The following is a 13,669-nucleotide window of genomic DNA, read 5'->3' as shown; positions in this document are numbered from 1 at the left end:
TACCCACGCCGAACCACTCCCGCTCCCCCGGGCCGGGGGTGAGGGCTGGTGCAGCGGCCTCCCTCATCCGGCCCTACGGGCCACCTTCTCCCGCAGGGAAAAGGAAAAGCCCGCCGCCACCGGTCGTTTGCCGTCAGGCGTAGCCGCTACCGTGCCGGATAGGCAGGAGGCATTCGCGAGCAGCGCTCACTCCCACACGAAATTCGCCGGCCGCCTTGCCGACGGGGTTCCACGGCCCGTCAAGCCTGCCCGCTGCCCAGCCCGGCCTCCAGCTTGCGCCACAGCAGGCGCACCGCGCCCTTGCGCATGAGGGCGCAGCGGTACAGGCGGATCTCCAGCGGCACCTGCCAGTGCTCGTCGCCGCACACCGCCAGTTCGCCGCGCTGCAGCTCGGGCTCCACCGACAGCCGCGGCACCCAGGCGATGCCCAGCCCCTGCAGCGCCATGCTCTTGAGGCTGTCGGCCATGGCGGTCTCGTACACCGTGGTCGCGCGCAGGGCACGCTGGCGCAGCAACAGGTTCACCGAACGGCCGAGGAAGGCGCCGGCGCTGTAGGCCAGCAGCGGCACGCTCTGGCCGCCGTCGAGGTCGTACAGCGGCCGGCTGTCCGCGCCCACCGCACAGACCGGCAGCATCTGCGTCGCCCCCAGATGCAGCGAGGGGAACAGCTCCGGGTCGAGCTGCAGCGCGGCGTCCGGGTCGTAGTAGGCGAGGATCAGGTCGCAGGCGCCGTCGCGCAGGGCGTGCACCGCGTCGCCGACATTGCTCGCCACCAGCCGGCTGGCGATGTTCAGGCCCTGGGCGCGCAACGCCGCGAGCCAGCCGGGGAAGAAGCCCAGCGCCAGCGAGTGCGCGGCTGCGATCTGCAGTACCTCGCCCTGCTGGCCCTCGAGGTGGTGCAGGTGGCGCACCACTTCGCCGAGCTGCTCGGTGACGTTGCGCGCGGTGACCAGGAACAGCTGCCCCGCCTCGGTCAGCTCGATGGGCGTGCGGGCGCGGTTCACCAGGGTCAGGCCCAGGGCTTCTTCCAGCGCCCTGATGCGCCGGCTGAACGCCGGCTGGGTGACGAAACGCTTCTGCGCGGCGCGGGAGAAGCTGCGGGTGGCGGCCAGGGCGCAGAAGTCCTCCAGCCATTTGCTTTCGAGATTCACGCGGGGCTCCGCAGGCGTCGGGACGCACAGCATCGGCCGCGACACGCCGGCTGCCAAGCGCCACGATGCATGAAACGTGAACCCTGGGCCCACGCCCGTCGTCTTGCTCCCCCGCCAGGAGCGCCTAGCATGCCGTTGTCCCGTACAGGAGAGCCGACAGATGTTCACCGATTTCCAGCTGGCGCAGCGTGAGGTCAACGGCGTGCGCATCGCCTACCGCATCGGCGGCAGCGGCCCCGGGCTGCTGCTCTGGCACGGCCACCCGCAGACCCACGTGATCTGGCACCGGGTGGCGCCGACGCTGGCCCGCCACTTCACCGTGGTCGCCGCCGACCTGCGCGGCTACGGCGACTCGGGCAAGCCCGAAGGCGGCGACGACCACGCCGCCTACAGCAAGCGCGAGATGGCCCGCGACGGCCTCGAGCTGATGCGCGCGCTGGGCTTCGAGCGCTTCGACGTGCTCGCCCACGACCGCGGCGCCCGAGCCGCGCACCGGCTCGCCCTCGACCACCCGCAGGCGGTGCGGCGCATGGCGCTGCTGGACATCGCGCCGACCCTGTCCATGTACCGCCAGACCAGCGAGGCCTTCGCCCGCGCCTACTGGCACTGGTTCTTCCTGATCCGCCCGGCGCCGCTGCCGGAAACCCTGATCGAGGCGGACCCGGCGCTCTACCTGCGCAGCGTGATGGGCGCGCGCAGCGCCGGCATGCGGCCGTTCAGCGACGAGGCGCTGGCCGAGTACCAGCGCTGCCTGAGCCAGCCCGGCACGGCGCACGGCATCTGCGAGGACTACCGCGCCAGCGCCGGCATCGACCTGGAACACGACCAGGCCGACCGCGACGCCGGGCGCCAGGTGGAATGCCCGCTGCTGGTGCTCTGGGGCGCCGAGGGCACGGTCGGGCGCTGCTTCGACCCGCTGGCCGAATGGCGCGCCGTGGCTCGCGACGTGCGCGGAGGCGCCCTGCCCGCGGGGCATTACCTGGCCGAGGAGATTCCCGAGGCGCTGCTCGCCGAGGTGCTGCCCTTCCTGCAGGGATGAGCGGCCGCCGTCAGGCGGGACGAGGGCCGGGTGCTATGCTGCGCGGCATCCCACCAGCCGCCCGTCGCCCCATGCCCACACCGCCCGTCCTGCCGCTGCCCGAAGACCTGCGGGTGTTCCTCACGGTGATCCGCAAGTCTGGCTTCGCCGCCGCCGCGGACGAACTGGGCCAGTCGCCCGCCTACGTCAGCAAGCGCATCCGCGTGCTCGAGACGACCCTCGGCACCCGCCTGCTGCACCGCACCAGCCGCCGCCTGGCGCTCACCGACGACGGCGAGCGCACCCGGCGCTGGGCGCTGCGCATCCTCGAGGACTTCCAGCAGCTGGGCGAAGAACTCTCCGAGGCCTGGGCGCGCCCGCGCGGCACCCTTCACCTGTGCTCGAGCTTCGGTTTCGGCCGCAACCACGTGGCGCCGGCGCTGTCGCGGCTGGCCGAGCGCTATCCGGAGCTGGAGATCCGCCTGGAACTGTTCGACCGCGCGGTGGACCTGGTCGGCGAAGGCTTCGACCTGGAGATCCGCGTCGGCGCCGACATTCCCCCGCAGCACATCGGCCGCTGCCTGCTGCACAACCGCCGGGTGCTCTGCGCCGCGCCGGACTACCTGGCCCGCCGCGGCACCCCGCAGGCGCTGGAGGAGCTGGAGCGGCACGACTGCCTGGTGATCAAGGAACGCGACAACGCCTTCGGCATCTGGGCCCTGGAGCGCGACGGCCAGGCCCACAGCGTACGGGTGCGCGGGCCGCTGTCGAGCAACCACGGCGAGGTCGCCCTGCAATGGGCGCTGGACGGCCGCGGCATCCTGCTACGCTCGCTGTGGGACGTCGCCCCGCTGCTGCGCGAGGGCCGGCTGGTGCGCCTGCTGCCCGAATACACCCAGCCGGCGGACGTCTGGGCGCTGTATCCGTCGCGACTGGAGCACTCGGGCAAGCTGCGGGCCTGCGTGGAATTTCTCGAGGCGCATTTTCGCGAGGTGCAGGGGGGGATGGTCGTGGGGGGCACGGTGGCTGGGAGCTGAACCGGAGGGCCAAGGCGCGCATGCGCACCCTACCAATTGCGTTTCCATGCGAGAAAGGTGGGAGCCACACCCCAGCGGCGTAGGGTGGATGACGGCGCAGCCTCATCCACGCGCCGGGTTCGGCTAACGCTGGCGTGTGCCGGGTCGATGGTCACCGGAGCGTGGTGGAAAACGCTGCGCGGTTTTCCACCCTACGGTCTTGCACGAGACCTCAGGCGACTCGGACCTGTTCCCCATCAGGAGGCCGAGCGCAGGGGCCGCGCCGGGGACGCGAGGCATGGACGCCGAGCGAGGAACGAAGGACGGGGCCGCCCAGGCAGGGACGTCCCTTCGTGAGGGGGCGCCCAGCCCGGCCCCCGGAGCGGCACCGGAGCGAGGGAAGTCTTCGCGTAGCGAAGACCGGATGTCGGGGTGGCCTTCTTTTTGGTTACTTGTTCTTGGCCCGGGCGGCGATCCGCAGACAAGAAAAGTGACGCGCCGTGCAAGGCGCCACCTGTAGTCGCAGCAGAGGAAGATGCGGCGAGCAAGCACGCAACCCTGTGCCAATCCCATTCGCGAGCAAGCTCGCTCCTACACAGGCCGTGTGAACACGTCGCGAGCGAAGGTCAGGCAAGGCGAAAACAGGCGAAAAAGCGCAGTTTACAAGTGGTAAATGAGCATTTTGAGCCTGTTTTCAACGCAGCATGACCGAGCGCAGTAGTTTTCACACAGCCTGTACAAGCCTGGTATGCACCGAACCGCATGGCTCGGGCCGAGGAAAGCGCGGCAAACAAGCACATAGCCCCGCGCCAGATCCGTTCGCGGTCAAGACCGCTCCCACGGATACTCCGGCATGGCACGCGGCCCGTACTCATGCAGGTCGGTCGCTGACGAGGACCAGCCGACTCGCCCCTGCGAAGCGCCAACGCCTCGAACTCAAGCCAACCAGGGCCGCTCCGCCAGATACTTCTCCTCGAACGCTCGAATCCGTTCGGCCTGGCGCAAGGTACTGCCGATCGCATCGAGCCCTTCCAGCAGCGCCTGCTTGCGCAGGCCGTCGATCTCGAAGGCAAGCTCGGCGCCGTCGGCCAGCCGGATCCGCTGCGCCTGCAGGTCGACCTCGATCCGTGCCGTCTCCGCCTGCTGCACGCGCTCGGCCAGCTGCCGGTGCGACGCCGGGTCGAGGGCGATGGTGAGCAGGCCGTTGCGCTGGCAGTTGTCGTCGAAGATGCCGGCGAAGCTGGTGCCGATCAGCGCGCGGATGCCCACCTGCTTGAGGCCCCAGACCGCGTGTTCGCGGCTCGAGCCGCAGCCGAAGTTAGGGCCCACCACCAGGAAGCAGGCGTCCTGCCAGCCGGGGCGGTTGAGCACGAACTCCGGGTTCGGCGAGCCGTCGGGATTCCAGCGCAGGTCGAAGAACAGGCCGCGGTCCAGCCCGTTGCGGTCGATGCCCTTGAGGAACTGCTTGGGCATGATCACGTCGGTGTCGACGTTGGCGGCGAGAAAGGGCGCGGCGACGCCCGAGACGCGGACGAAAGGTTGCATGCTCAGGCCTCCCGGCTCAGGGTGCGGACGTCGATGAGGTGGCCGGCCAGGGCGGCGGCGGCGACCATCGCCGGGCTCATCAGGTGGGTGCGGGCACCGGCGCCCTGGCGGCCCTCGAAGTTGCGGTTGGTGCTGGAGGCGCAGCGGTCGCCGGTCGCCAGCACGTCGTCGTTCATCGCCAGACACATCGAGCAGCCGGACTGCCGCCATTCGAAGCCGGCGGCGCGGAAGATGTCGGCCAGCCCCTCGCGCTCGGCCTGGGCGCGGACCCGGGTCGAGCCGGGCACGATCATCGCCCTCACGCCGTCCGCCACCCGGCGGCCCTCGACCACCACCGCCACCTGGCGCAGGTCCTCGATGCGGGCGTTGGTGCAGGAGCCGATGAAGGCGTGGCTGATCGGCAGCCCGGCCAGGCTCTGGCCGGGCTCCAGGCCCATGTAGCGCAGCGCGCGCTGCAGGTCGGCGCGGCGGATCGGGTCGGCCTCGGCGGCCGGGTCGGGCACGCGCCCGCCGATGACGTCGGCCTGGTCCGGGCTGGTGCCCCAGGTGACCATCGGCTGCAGCGCCGAGGCGTCGAGCGCCACCTCGCGGTCGAAGCGTGCGCCCTCGTCGCTGCGCAGCTCGCGCCAGGACGCCAGCGCCCGCTCCCAGTGCTCGCCGCGGGGCGCGCGGGGCTTGTCGGCCAGGTAGGCGAAGACCTTCTCGTCCGGCGCCATGAAGGCGCCGCGGGCGCCCGCCTCCACCGCCATGTTGCAGACGGTCATGCGCGCCTCGACGCTCAGCGCGTCGATCGCCGGGCCGGCGAATTCGATGACGTAGCCAGTGGCGCCGTCGGCGCCGATCTCGCGGATCAGCGCCATGACGATGTCCTTGGACACCAGCCCCGGGCCGAGCGCCCCGCGCACGCTGACGCGCAGGGTCTTCAGGCGCTTGTAGACCAGCGTCTGGGTGGCCAGCAGGTGCTCGATCTGCGAGGTGCCGATGCCGAAGCCGAAGGCGCCCAGCGCGCCGTAGGTGGTGGTGTGGCTGTCGCCGGCGGCGACCACCATGCCGGGCAGGATGAAGCCCTGCTCGGGGGCGACCACGTGCTCGATGCCCTGGCGCGCGTCCAGCACGTCGAACAGTTCGATGCCGAAGTCGCGGCAGTTCTGCGCCAGGTAGTCCACCTGCCGGGCGCCGCCGGCGTCGGGCATGGCGGCGATCCGCTCGGGCGCGGTGGGGTTCACGTGGTCGACCACCGCCAGGGCACTGCGCGGCCGCCAGACTTGCCGGCTGGCCTCGCGCAGGCCGCTGAAGGCCTGCGGGCTGGTGTATTCGTTGAGCACCTGGCGGTCGATGTACAGCAGCAGGTTGCCGTTGTCGTCCAGGCGGCTCACCGTGTGGCTGTCGAGAAACTTGTCGTAGAGCGTGCGCGGCGCGGTCATCGGCGATCTCCGGCGGGGCGGGCCGGCGGCCCGGTGTGCCGGACATGCTCCGGCCCCGCCTGCGGCCGATCAATCCCGGCGGCGTGAAGCCAGCGTCCATGAGGCGTGTTCGATAGCGTCCGCCGAGGATGGCGAGTCACGCCCGCGTTATGCTGATCCTGCATGATCCAGAGGGGAACGGCATTGGCCGCGGATCGCCGCAGACCCTTAGTCTTGCGGCATTGCGGCGTTGTTGCCGCGCCACCCGAAAGCCTCGTCATGTCGTCTGTTGCATCATTTCGCATCGAGAAGGATCTGCTCGGCAGCCTCGAAGTCCCCCGGGACGCCTACTACGGCATCCAGACCCTGCGCGCGCTGCACAACTTCCGCCTGACCGGCGTGCCGCTGTCGCACTATCCCAAGCTGGTGGTCGCGCTGGCCATGGTCAAGCAGGCCGCGGCCGACGCCAACCGCGAGCTGGGCTACCTGCCGCCGGCCAAGCACGCGGCGATCGGCGAGGCCTGCGGGCGCATCGCCGCCGGCGAGTTCCACGACCAGTTCGTGGTCGACATGATCCAGGGCGGCGCCGGCACCTCGACCAACATGAACGCCAACGAGGTGATCGCCAACGTCGGCCTGGAACACCTGGGCCATGCGCGGGGCGAATACGGCTTCCTGCACCCGAACAACGACGTGAACATGGCGCAGTCGACCAACGACGCCTACCCCACCGCCATCCGCCTCGGCCTGCTGCTCGGCCACGACACCCTGCTGGCCAGCCTGGAGCGCCTCTGCCAGGCGCTGGCGACCAAGGGCGAGGCCTTCGCCGGGGTGCTCAAGATGGGCCGCACCCAGTTGCAGGACGCCGTGCCGATGACCCTCGGCCAGGAATTCCAGGCCTTCGCCAACACGCTCGGCGAAGACCTGGCGCACCTGCGCCGCTTCGCCCCGGAACTGCTGCTGGAAGTGAACCTCGGCGGCACCGCGATCGGCACCGGCATCAACGCCGACCCCCGCTACCAGGCGATCGCCGTGCAGCGCCTGGCCGAGATCAGCGGCCAGCCGGTCAGGCCGGCGGCGGACCTGATCGAGGCGACCTCGGACATGGGCTCCTTCGTGCTCTTCTCCGGCATGCTCAAGCGCCTGGCGGTCAAGCTGTCGAAGATCTGCAATGACCTGCGCCTGCTCTCCAGCGGCCCGCGCACCGGGCTCAACGAGATCAACCTGCCGCCGCGCCAGCCGGGCAGCTCGATCATGCCCGGCAAGGTCAATCCGGTGATCCCCGAGGCGGTCAACCAGGTGGCCTTCGAGGTGATCGGCAACGACCTGGCGCTGACCCTGGCGGCCGAGGGCGGGCAATTGCAGCTGAACGTCATGGAGCCGCTGATCGCCTACAAGCTGTTCGACTCCATCCGCCTGCTGCAGCGGGCCATGGACATGCTGCGCGAGCATTGCATCGAGGGCATCAGCGCCAACCAGGCGCGCTGCCGCGAGCTGGTGGAGAATTCGATCGGCCTGATCACCGCCCTCAACCCCTACATCGGCTACGAGAACAGCACCCGCATCGCCCGCGAGGCGCTGATCAGCGGCCGCGGGGTGCTGGAGCTGGTGCGCGAGGAAGGCCTGCTCGACGCCGGCCTGCTGGCCGACATCCTGCGGCCGGAAAACATGATCGCGCCGCGTCTGGTGGCCCTCAAGGCGTGACGCATATCACATAGCCGGATGCGTCCCTGGCCCCGGCATGGCGCTCGGCGGACGCGTCACTATACTCGCGGGGTCTCCACGGCCGTTGCCGCCCGGAAGTGCCCATGGGCATCGCCGGCGGCGGCCCGACCCGCCGAAAGAAGCTGGCGCCGGCCGTGCATTCAGCACCCATGGAGGGAGCCGATGACTCTGCCAATAACAAGAACACTGCTACTGCTGTCCCTGCTCGTCACCGCCGCCACCACCCGGGCGCAGACGGCGGAAATCGTCCTGCTGACCCAGAGCCTCCCGCCGTTCAGCGTGACGCAGGGCGGCAAGAACTTCGCCCGCGACGACGGCGTGCGTGGCGTCAGCACCGAAACCCTGCGCGAGGTGTTCCGCCGCGCCGGCGTGTCCTACAGCATCACCCTGCGCTTCCCCTGGGAACGTCTCTACCAGCAGGCCCTGCAGCAGGCCGGGCACGGCCTGTATTCCACGGTCATGAGCGATGCGCGGCGCAACCAGTTCAAATGGGTGGGGCCGATCGCCCACTACGACGTCGTGCTGGTGGCCACCGCGGATTCGACGCTCGCCCCGGCCTCGCTCGAGCAGGTGCGCGGCCGGCGCATCGGCGGCTACAAGTTCGGCGGGCCGAGCGAACGGCTGGCCGCGCAGGGCGTGCAGACCGTCGACGCGCTGAGCGACAGCGCCAACATCCGCAAGCTGCTCGATGGCGAGATCGACCTCTGGGCCACCGCCGATCCGGTCTGGCGGCAGTATGCCGAGCAGGAAGGCGCCAAGGGCCTGAAGGTGGTCCTGCGCCTGGGCACCGAACCGCTCTACCTGGCGCTGAACAAGGCCACCCCGGACGCCCTGGTGCAGCGCCTGCAGAAGGCCATGGACGCGGTCATCGCCGAAGGCTCCGCCGGCTGCCGGGACACCCCGGACCTGTGCTACCTGGTCCGCGAGCGACGCAACCTGGCCAGCGCCCATCCGCTGCCCCGCTGAGGAGCACGGCCGGAGTCGTGGGCGGCTTTACGACCTGAACGAGCACCGGCGCTCCAGCTTGTCCTTTACGCAGCGGCGCCGGCGTGCAGCGGATTCCGGGGTCAGTCCACCGCGAACAACCCGTCCTGCAGCTGCGGCGTGCGCAGGCGTTCGCGAATGTCCGGGTCGATGCGCGGGTCGTCCGGGCTGTAGAGCATCACCTGGCGGTAGGCGCTGACCCGGTTGATCTCGCTGCCGAGGTATTCCCAGACCACCCGGGTGCAGGCCGGGGTGCGGCGGTCGCCGGAAGAGACGCCACTCTTGAGCCCGTTGAGGCGGGTGATGCGGCTCTTGAAGCTGGGGATGAGGATGGTCTGGCTGATCTCGTTGAGCGTCAGCGATTCGTAGTCGATGAGGAACAGCCGATCCTGCAGGCCGAAGGCCACGCCCAGGTAGCGGCAGCGCACCCAGTCCTCGGCCTCGCCGCTGCCGGGGCTGGAGCGTTCCTGACGCTCCTGGCGCTCGAACAGGAACTGGCCGCCCTCCTCGCGCAGGTGCACCAGCGACAGCAGGATGCTGCCCGGCACCGACATGCAGTTGGCGTACTCGAAGTAGTAGCCGCAGTAGCGCGACAGGCTGCCGGCGTGCCGGCGCAGCGGCTGCAGCAACGACGCCAGCGGGTCGGCCGGCGCCGGCCGCCGAGCTTCCGCCGGACGGGCGCCGACCAGGCGCACGAACTGCTCCGGCGGCAGTCCCAGCTCGTAGCCCTCGACCCCGAAGAAGTCGCCGATGCGCTTGAGGTTGTACGGCGTCGGCTGGCTCTGGCCGTTGAGGTACTTGTTGAACTGCGCGCGGTTGATCGCCAGCTTGCGGCAGACCTCGGCGATCGAACGGTAGTGGCTGCAGAGGAGCCGCAGGTTGGCTCCCAGGTGGTCTGACATGACGGGTTCCGGATGATGCGAGCGGCGCGACTATAGCATCAGCTCGCGCCAACTCGCGGTCACCCGCGAAATTGCCGCAAAGGGGCGGATGCGGAACCATCCTGCGCTTCTTCGCGGCGAGACCCGCGCCGGTCCGTCAGTTCAGACAAAAAGAAACACCGACGAAGGTTCTTCCGATGCTCGACCTACTCAACGACCTGATCTGGAGCAAGCTGCTGATCGTGATGCTGATCGGCCTCGGCCTGCTCTTCACCCTCGCGTCCGGCTTCGTGCAGTTTCGCTACTTCGGCAGCATGTTCGGCATCTTCTCCCGCGCCTTCGAGCGCCAGCCGGGCCAGATCAATTCCTTCCAGGCGCTGATGCTCAGCGTCGCCGGCCGGGTCGGCGCCGGCAACATCGCCGGCGTCGCGGTGGCGATCACCCTCGGCGGCCCCGGCGCGGTGTTCTGGATGTGGCTGGTGGCGCTGGTCGGCATGGCCACCAGCTACTTCGAATGCTCGCTGGCGCAGCTGTACAAGCGCCGCGAGCCGGACGGCGCCTTCCGCGGCGGCCCGGCCTTCTACATCCAGCACGGCCTCGGCCAGCGCTGGCTCGGCGTGCTCGTCTCGCTGCTGCTGCTGGTGACCTTCGGCTTCGGCTTCAACGCCCTGCAGTCCTACACCGTGGCCAGCTCGATGGAAGACACCTTCGGCGTGCCGACCTTCGCCAGCGGCCTGGTGCTGGTGGTGGTGGTGGGCCTGATCATCTTCGGCGGCATCCGCCGCATCGCCCGCTTCGCCGACATCCTGGTGCCGATCATGGCGGTGTCCTACCTGGCCATGGCGCTGTTCGTCATCGGCGGCAACCTTTCCGCGGTGCCGGACACCTTCGTCCTGATCGTGCGCAGCGCCTTCGGCCTGGAGCCGGCCTTCGCCGGCGGCATCGGCGCGGCCATCATCATGGGCGTCAAGCGCGGGCTGTTCTCCAACGAGGCGGGCCTGGGCAGCGCGCCCAACGTCGCCGCCGTGGCGCAGGTCCGCCACCCGGCCGCGCAGGGCATCGTGCAGTCGCTCAGCGTGTTCATCGACACCCTGATCATCTGCACCTGCACCGCGCTGATCATCCTGCTCTCCGGCGTCTACGAGCCGGGCAGCGACATCGCCGGGGTGGTGCTGACGCAGAGCGCGCTGGCCGCGGTGGTGGGCGAATGGGGCCGGGTGTTCGTCAGCCTGGCGCTGCTGCTCTTCGTGTTCACCACCCTGATCTACAACTACTACCTCGGCGAGAACGCGCTCGGCTTCTTCAGCGAGAAGCGCGCGCTGCTGGTGACCTACCGCGTGCTGGTGATCGCCTTGGTGCTCTGGGGCTCGCTGCAGGACCTGGGCACCGTGTTCGCCTTCGCCGACGTCACCATGGGCCTGCTGGCCATCGCCAACCTGATCGCCGTGGCGCTGCTGTTCAAGGTCGGCCTGCGGCTGATGCGCGACTACGACCGCCAGGTCCGCGCCGGAATCGAGGAACCGGTATTCAACCCGGCCGAGTACGCCGACCTGGACATCGACCACAGCGCCTGGCCGGCGGTCGACGCCACCGAGCGCGGCGAGCACACCACCGCGGGCGTCACCGCCCGCAGCTGAACCCGGAACCCTGTCCGGTCCACCGAAACAGGGCTTTGGCGCGCGGTCTCTCCCGATTCCGCGCGCTTTTTTTTTTGCCCGGGGCGACCGCCAACGGCCGCTCGGCCTGAATCAACGCCGGCGTAGGGTGGGCTTCACCCCACCAATATAGGCCGCCCCTCCACACCACCACCATCACACCGACCTCGTCGACCACCGCCGCTTGCGCTATGGTCATCGACCGGGCGCAGTGAGGAAGACCCTTGAGCACATCCATCGAACGTCTGCTGGTGCTCTACACCGGCGGCACCATCGGCATGCAGGCCGGCCCCGACGGGCTGGTGCCGGCCTCCGGCTTCGAGGCGCGGATGCGCGCGCAGCAGGCGCAGGAGCCCGGGCCACTGCCGGCCTGGACCTTCCGCGAACTGTCGCCGCCGCTGGACAGCGCCAACATGACCCAGGCGCACTGGCTGCAGATGGCCGAGACCGTGCGCCAGGCGGTCGACACGGACGGCTGCGACGCCGTGCTGCTGCTGCACGGCACCGACACCCTGGCCTACAGCGCCGCAGCGCTCGCCTTCCTGCTGCTCGGCCTGCCGGCCCCGCTGCTGCTGACCGGCGCCATGCTGCCGGCCGGCGCACCCGGCAGCGACGCCTGGGACAACCTGTTCGGCGCCATGCGCCGGCTGCAGGCCGGCGTGCCGCCCGGCGTGCACCTGTACTTCAACGGCAGGCTGCTGCACGGCGCCCGCGTCAGCAAGCTGCGCAGCGACGCCTTCGATGCCTTCGACAGCCTGCCGCGCCCGCGCAACGCCGAGCATGCCGGCACCTTGCCGGCGCCGCTGGACTACCGCCAGCCGCGCCAGCCGGTGCCGCTGGCGGTCCTGCCGCTGCACCCCGGGGTACGCGCCGAGACGGTCGCGGCATTGGTCGACAGCGGCGTGCGCGGCCTGCTGATCGAGTGCTACGGCAGCGGCACCGGACCCTCCGACGATCAGGCCCTGCTCGCCGCCCTGCGCCGCGCGCGCGCCGCCGGTGTGGTGCTGGCCGCGATCAGCCAGTGCCCCTACGGCCACGTGGAGTTCGGCGTGTACGCCGCCGGCAGCCAGTTGCGCGCCGCCGGGCTGGTCTCCGGCGGCGGCATGACCCGCGAAGCGGCGCTGGCCAAGCTGTTCGCCCTGCTCGGCGCCGGCCTGGCCGCCGACCAGGTGGAGCACTGGTTCACCCGCGACCTGTGTGGCGAGATGGCGGACGCCTGAGGCCAGCGCACTGGCGCGCAGGCCCGAAGGAAGGCGGCGCCGAACAGGGTGGGCTTCAGCCCACCAACCACCCACGCGTGACCTTCGCTGAAAAATGGCCGAAGCTGCACCGATCGAGAATCGTCCGGAGCCCGCCATGTACCTGCCCAGCACCTTCCGCCAGGACGACCTGCCGACCCTGCATGCGCATATCGAGCGGACCGGGCTGGCGACGCTGATCACCCACGGCGCGCAGGGCCTGCAGGCCAGCCCCCTGCCGCTGGTGCTGGCGCGCGACGAGGGGCCGTTCGGCACGCTGTACGGGCACTTCGCGCGGGCCAATCCACAGTGGCGCGATCTGGCCGACGGCGAGGCGCTGGTGCTGTTCACCGGGCCGGACGCCTATGTCAGCCCGTCCTTCTATCCGTCGAAGGCCGAGCACGGCCGCGTGGTGCCGACCTGGAACTACCTCAGCGTGCAGGCCCGCGGCCGGGCCGAGACGATCGAGGAGCCGCAGCGCCTGCTGGCGCTGCTCAGGCGGCTCAGCGACCGCCACGAGGCCGGGCGGCCGCAGCCGTGGCGGGTCGAGGACGCGCCACGCGACTTTCTCGACAGCCAGTTGCGGGCGATCGTCGGCTTCGCAATGCCGATCGCTCGGCTGGAGGGCAAGTGGAAGCTCAGCCAGAACCGCCGCGAGGCGGATCGCCAGGGCGTGATCCAGGGCCTCGCGGCCAGCGGCTCGCCCGGCGATGCGGCAGTCGCGGCGCGGATGATCGATCCATCCGGCTGAAGGCCCGCGTGCTCCCGCGTGCGAATGGAACCGGCGCTGCCGCCTTGCCTTACGCTTGTGCAACGCGACCTGAGACCACCCATATCCGAACAGACACAACGGAAAAGGGAGCCTTGCGGCTCCCTCTGCACGGCGCACCCTCATCCGGCCCTGCGGGCCACCTTCTCCCGGCGGGAGAAGGGCAAAGCCTGTGCGGCCTGAAAGTCCGCACAACCCCGTGAGCGGTTTTGACCGCGAATGTGACCGGCGTGGCGCCATCGACCGACACCGAACCATCCCCCTCTCCCCTCGGGGAGAGGGTC

11 protein-coding genes are annotated in these 13,669 nt (G+C 70.2%); 7 read left to right on the top strand and 4 right to left on the bottom strand.

Going from position 1 to position 13,669, the window contains the following annotated elements; all coding sequences use genetic code 11:
* Nucleotides 1-239: 239 nt before the first annotated feature.
* Entirely contained in the window at nucleotides 240-1,151 is a 912-nt protein-coding gene (locus tag H610_RS0105775) for a LysR substrate-binding domain-containing protein (protein ID WP_028238799.1), read from the bottom strand.
* A gap of 160 nt (nucleotides 1,152-1,311) precedes the next feature.
* On the opposite strand from H610_RS0105775, the gene H610_RS0105770 reads away from it, so the two are divergent.
* Both H610_RS0105770 and H610_RS23310 read left to right on the top strand, forming a co-directional pair.
* Entirely contained in the window at nucleotides 1,312-2,190 is an 879-nt protein-coding gene (locus H610_RS0105770) for an alpha/beta fold hydrolase (protein WP_028238798.1), read from the top strand.
* Between the two features lie 71 nt (nucleotides 2,191-2,261).
* Nucleotides 2,262-3,206, top strand: coding sequence for a LysR substrate-binding domain-containing protein (locus tag H610_RS23310; RefSeq protein ID WP_169338850.1), 945 nt, complete (start codon nucleotides 2,262-2,264; stop codon nucleotides 3,204-3,206).
* Between the two features lie 915 nt (nucleotides 3,207-4,121).
* On the opposite strand, the gene leuD is transcribed toward H610_RS23310, so the two are convergent.
* Both leuD and leuC read right to left on the bottom strand, forming a co-directional pair.
* Nucleotides 4,122-4,736 carry a 3-isopropylmalate dehydratase small subunit gene (gene leuD / locus H610_RS0105760; RefSeq protein WP_028238797.1) on the bottom strand — a complete coding sequence of 205 codons (615 nt, stop codon included), beginning with the start codon at nucleotides 4,734-4,736 and terminating at the stop codon, nucleotides 4,122-4,124.
* Complete coding sequence (gene leuC / locus H610_RS0105755; protein ID WP_028238796.1) at nucleotides 4,733-6,154, bottom strand: 3-isopropylmalate dehydratase large subunit; 1,422 nt, start codon at nucleotides 6,152-6,154, stop codon at nucleotides 4,733-4,735. The genes leuD and leuC overlap by 4 nt, the downstream gene beginning before the upstream one ends.
* A 258-nt stretch (nucleotides 6,155-6,412) precedes the next feature.
* Here leuC and H610_RS0105750 point away from each other — a divergent pair, with 258 nt between their 5' ends.
* Both H610_RS0105750 and H610_RS0105745 read left to right on the top strand, forming a co-directional pair.
* The gene (locus H610_RS0105750; protein WP_028238795.1) at nucleotides 6,413-7,837 is read left to right on the top strand and encodes an aspartate ammonia-lyase; all 1,425 of its coding nucleotides are present in this window, start codon (nucleotides 6,413-6,415) and stop codon (nucleotides 7,835-7,837) included.
* A gap of 183 nt (nucleotides 7,838-8,020) precedes the next feature.
* Nucleotides 8,021-8,824 carry a substrate-binding periplasmic protein gene (locus H610_RS0105745; protein WP_043237735.1) on the top strand — a complete coding sequence of 268 codons (804 nt, stop codon included), beginning with the start codon at nucleotides 8,021-8,023 and terminating at the stop codon, nucleotides 8,822-8,824.
* A 101-nt stretch (nucleotides 8,825-8,925) separates the two neighbouring features.
* Here H610_RS0105745 and H610_RS0105740 read toward each other — a convergent pair whose 3' ends face one another.
* Nucleotides 8,926-9,744 (bottom strand): helix-turn-helix domain-containing protein, encoded by an 819-nt coding sequence (locus H610_RS0105740; protein WP_028238793.1) that lies wholly within the window; start codon nucleotides 9,742-9,744, stop codon nucleotides 8,926-8,928.
* Between the two features lie 176 nt (nucleotides 9,745-9,920).
* On the opposite strand from H610_RS0105740, the gene H610_RS23305 reads away from it, so the two are divergent.
* From H610_RS23305 to H610_RS0105720, 3 genes are all read left to right on the top strand, one after another.
* Nucleotides 9,921-11,360: an alanine/glycine:cation symporter family protein gene (locus tag H610_RS23305; RefSeq protein ID WP_051231518.1), complete on the top strand. Its 1,440-nt coding sequence runs from the start codon at nucleotides 9,921-9,923 to the stop codon at nucleotides 11,358-11,360.
* A 242-nt stretch (nucleotides 11,361-11,602) separates the two neighbouring features.
* Nucleotides 11,603-12,598: an asparaginase domain-containing protein gene (locus tag H610_RS0105725; RefSeq protein ID WP_028238791.1), complete on the top strand. Its 996-nt coding sequence runs from the start codon at nucleotides 11,603-11,605 to the stop codon at nucleotides 12,596-12,598.
* 136 nt (nucleotides 12,599-12,734) lie between these two features.
* Complete coding sequence (locus H610_RS0105720) at nucleotides 12,735-13,367, top strand: FMN-binding negative transcriptional regulator (protein ID WP_028238790.1); 633 nt, start codon at nucleotides 12,735-12,737, stop codon at nucleotides 13,365-13,367.
* Nucleotides 13,368-13,669: the final 302 nt, after the last annotated feature.

Origin of the sequence: Stutzerimonas azotifigens DSM 17556 (assembly GCF_000425625.1) — a bacterium.
In the GTDB taxonomy this organism is placed as follows: Bacteria; Pseudomonadota; Gammaproteobacteria; order Pseudomonadales; family Pseudomonadaceae; genus Stutzerimonas; species Stutzerimonas azotifigens.
The sequence above is the reverse complement of the archived record's forward strand: the minus strand, read 5'-3'. Positions and strand labels throughout refer to the sequence as shown.

What these genes read in the sequence shown, in the direction of transcription:
- H610_RS0105770 (WP_028238798.1), top strand. Translation starts at nt 1,312, where the DNA reads ATGTTCACCGATTTCCAGCTGGCGCAGCGTGAGGTCAACGGCGTGCGC.
- H610_RS23310 (WP_169338850.1), top strand. Translation starts at nt 2,262, where the DNA reads ATGCCCACACCGCCCGTCCTGCCGCTGCCCGAAGACCTGCGGGTGTTC.
- leuC (WP_028238796.1), bottom strand. Translation starts at nt 6,154, where the DNA reads ATGACCGCGCCGCGCACGCTCTACGACAAGTTTCTCGACAGCCACACG.
- H610_RS0105750 (WP_028238795.1), top strand. Translation starts at nt 6,413, where the DNA reads ATGTCGTCTGTTGCATCATTTCGCATCGAGAAGGATCTGCTCGGCAGC.
- H610_RS0105745 (WP_043237735.1), top strand. Translation starts at nt 8,021, where the DNA reads ATGACTCTGCCAATAACAAGAACACTGCTACTGCTGTCCCTGCTCGTC.
- H610_RS0105740 (WP_028238793.1), bottom strand. Translation starts at nt 9,744, where the DNA reads ATGTCAGACCACCTGGGAGCCAACCTGCGGCTCCTCTGCAGCCACTAC.
- H610_RS23305 (WP_051231518.1), top strand. Translation starts at nt 9,921, where the DNA reads ATGCTCGACCTACTCAACGACCTGATCTGGAGCAAGCTGCTGATCGTG.
- H610_RS0105720 (WP_028238790.1), top strand. Translation starts at nt 12,735, where the DNA reads ATGTACCTGCCCAGCACCTTCCGCCAGGACGACCTGCCGACCCTGCAT.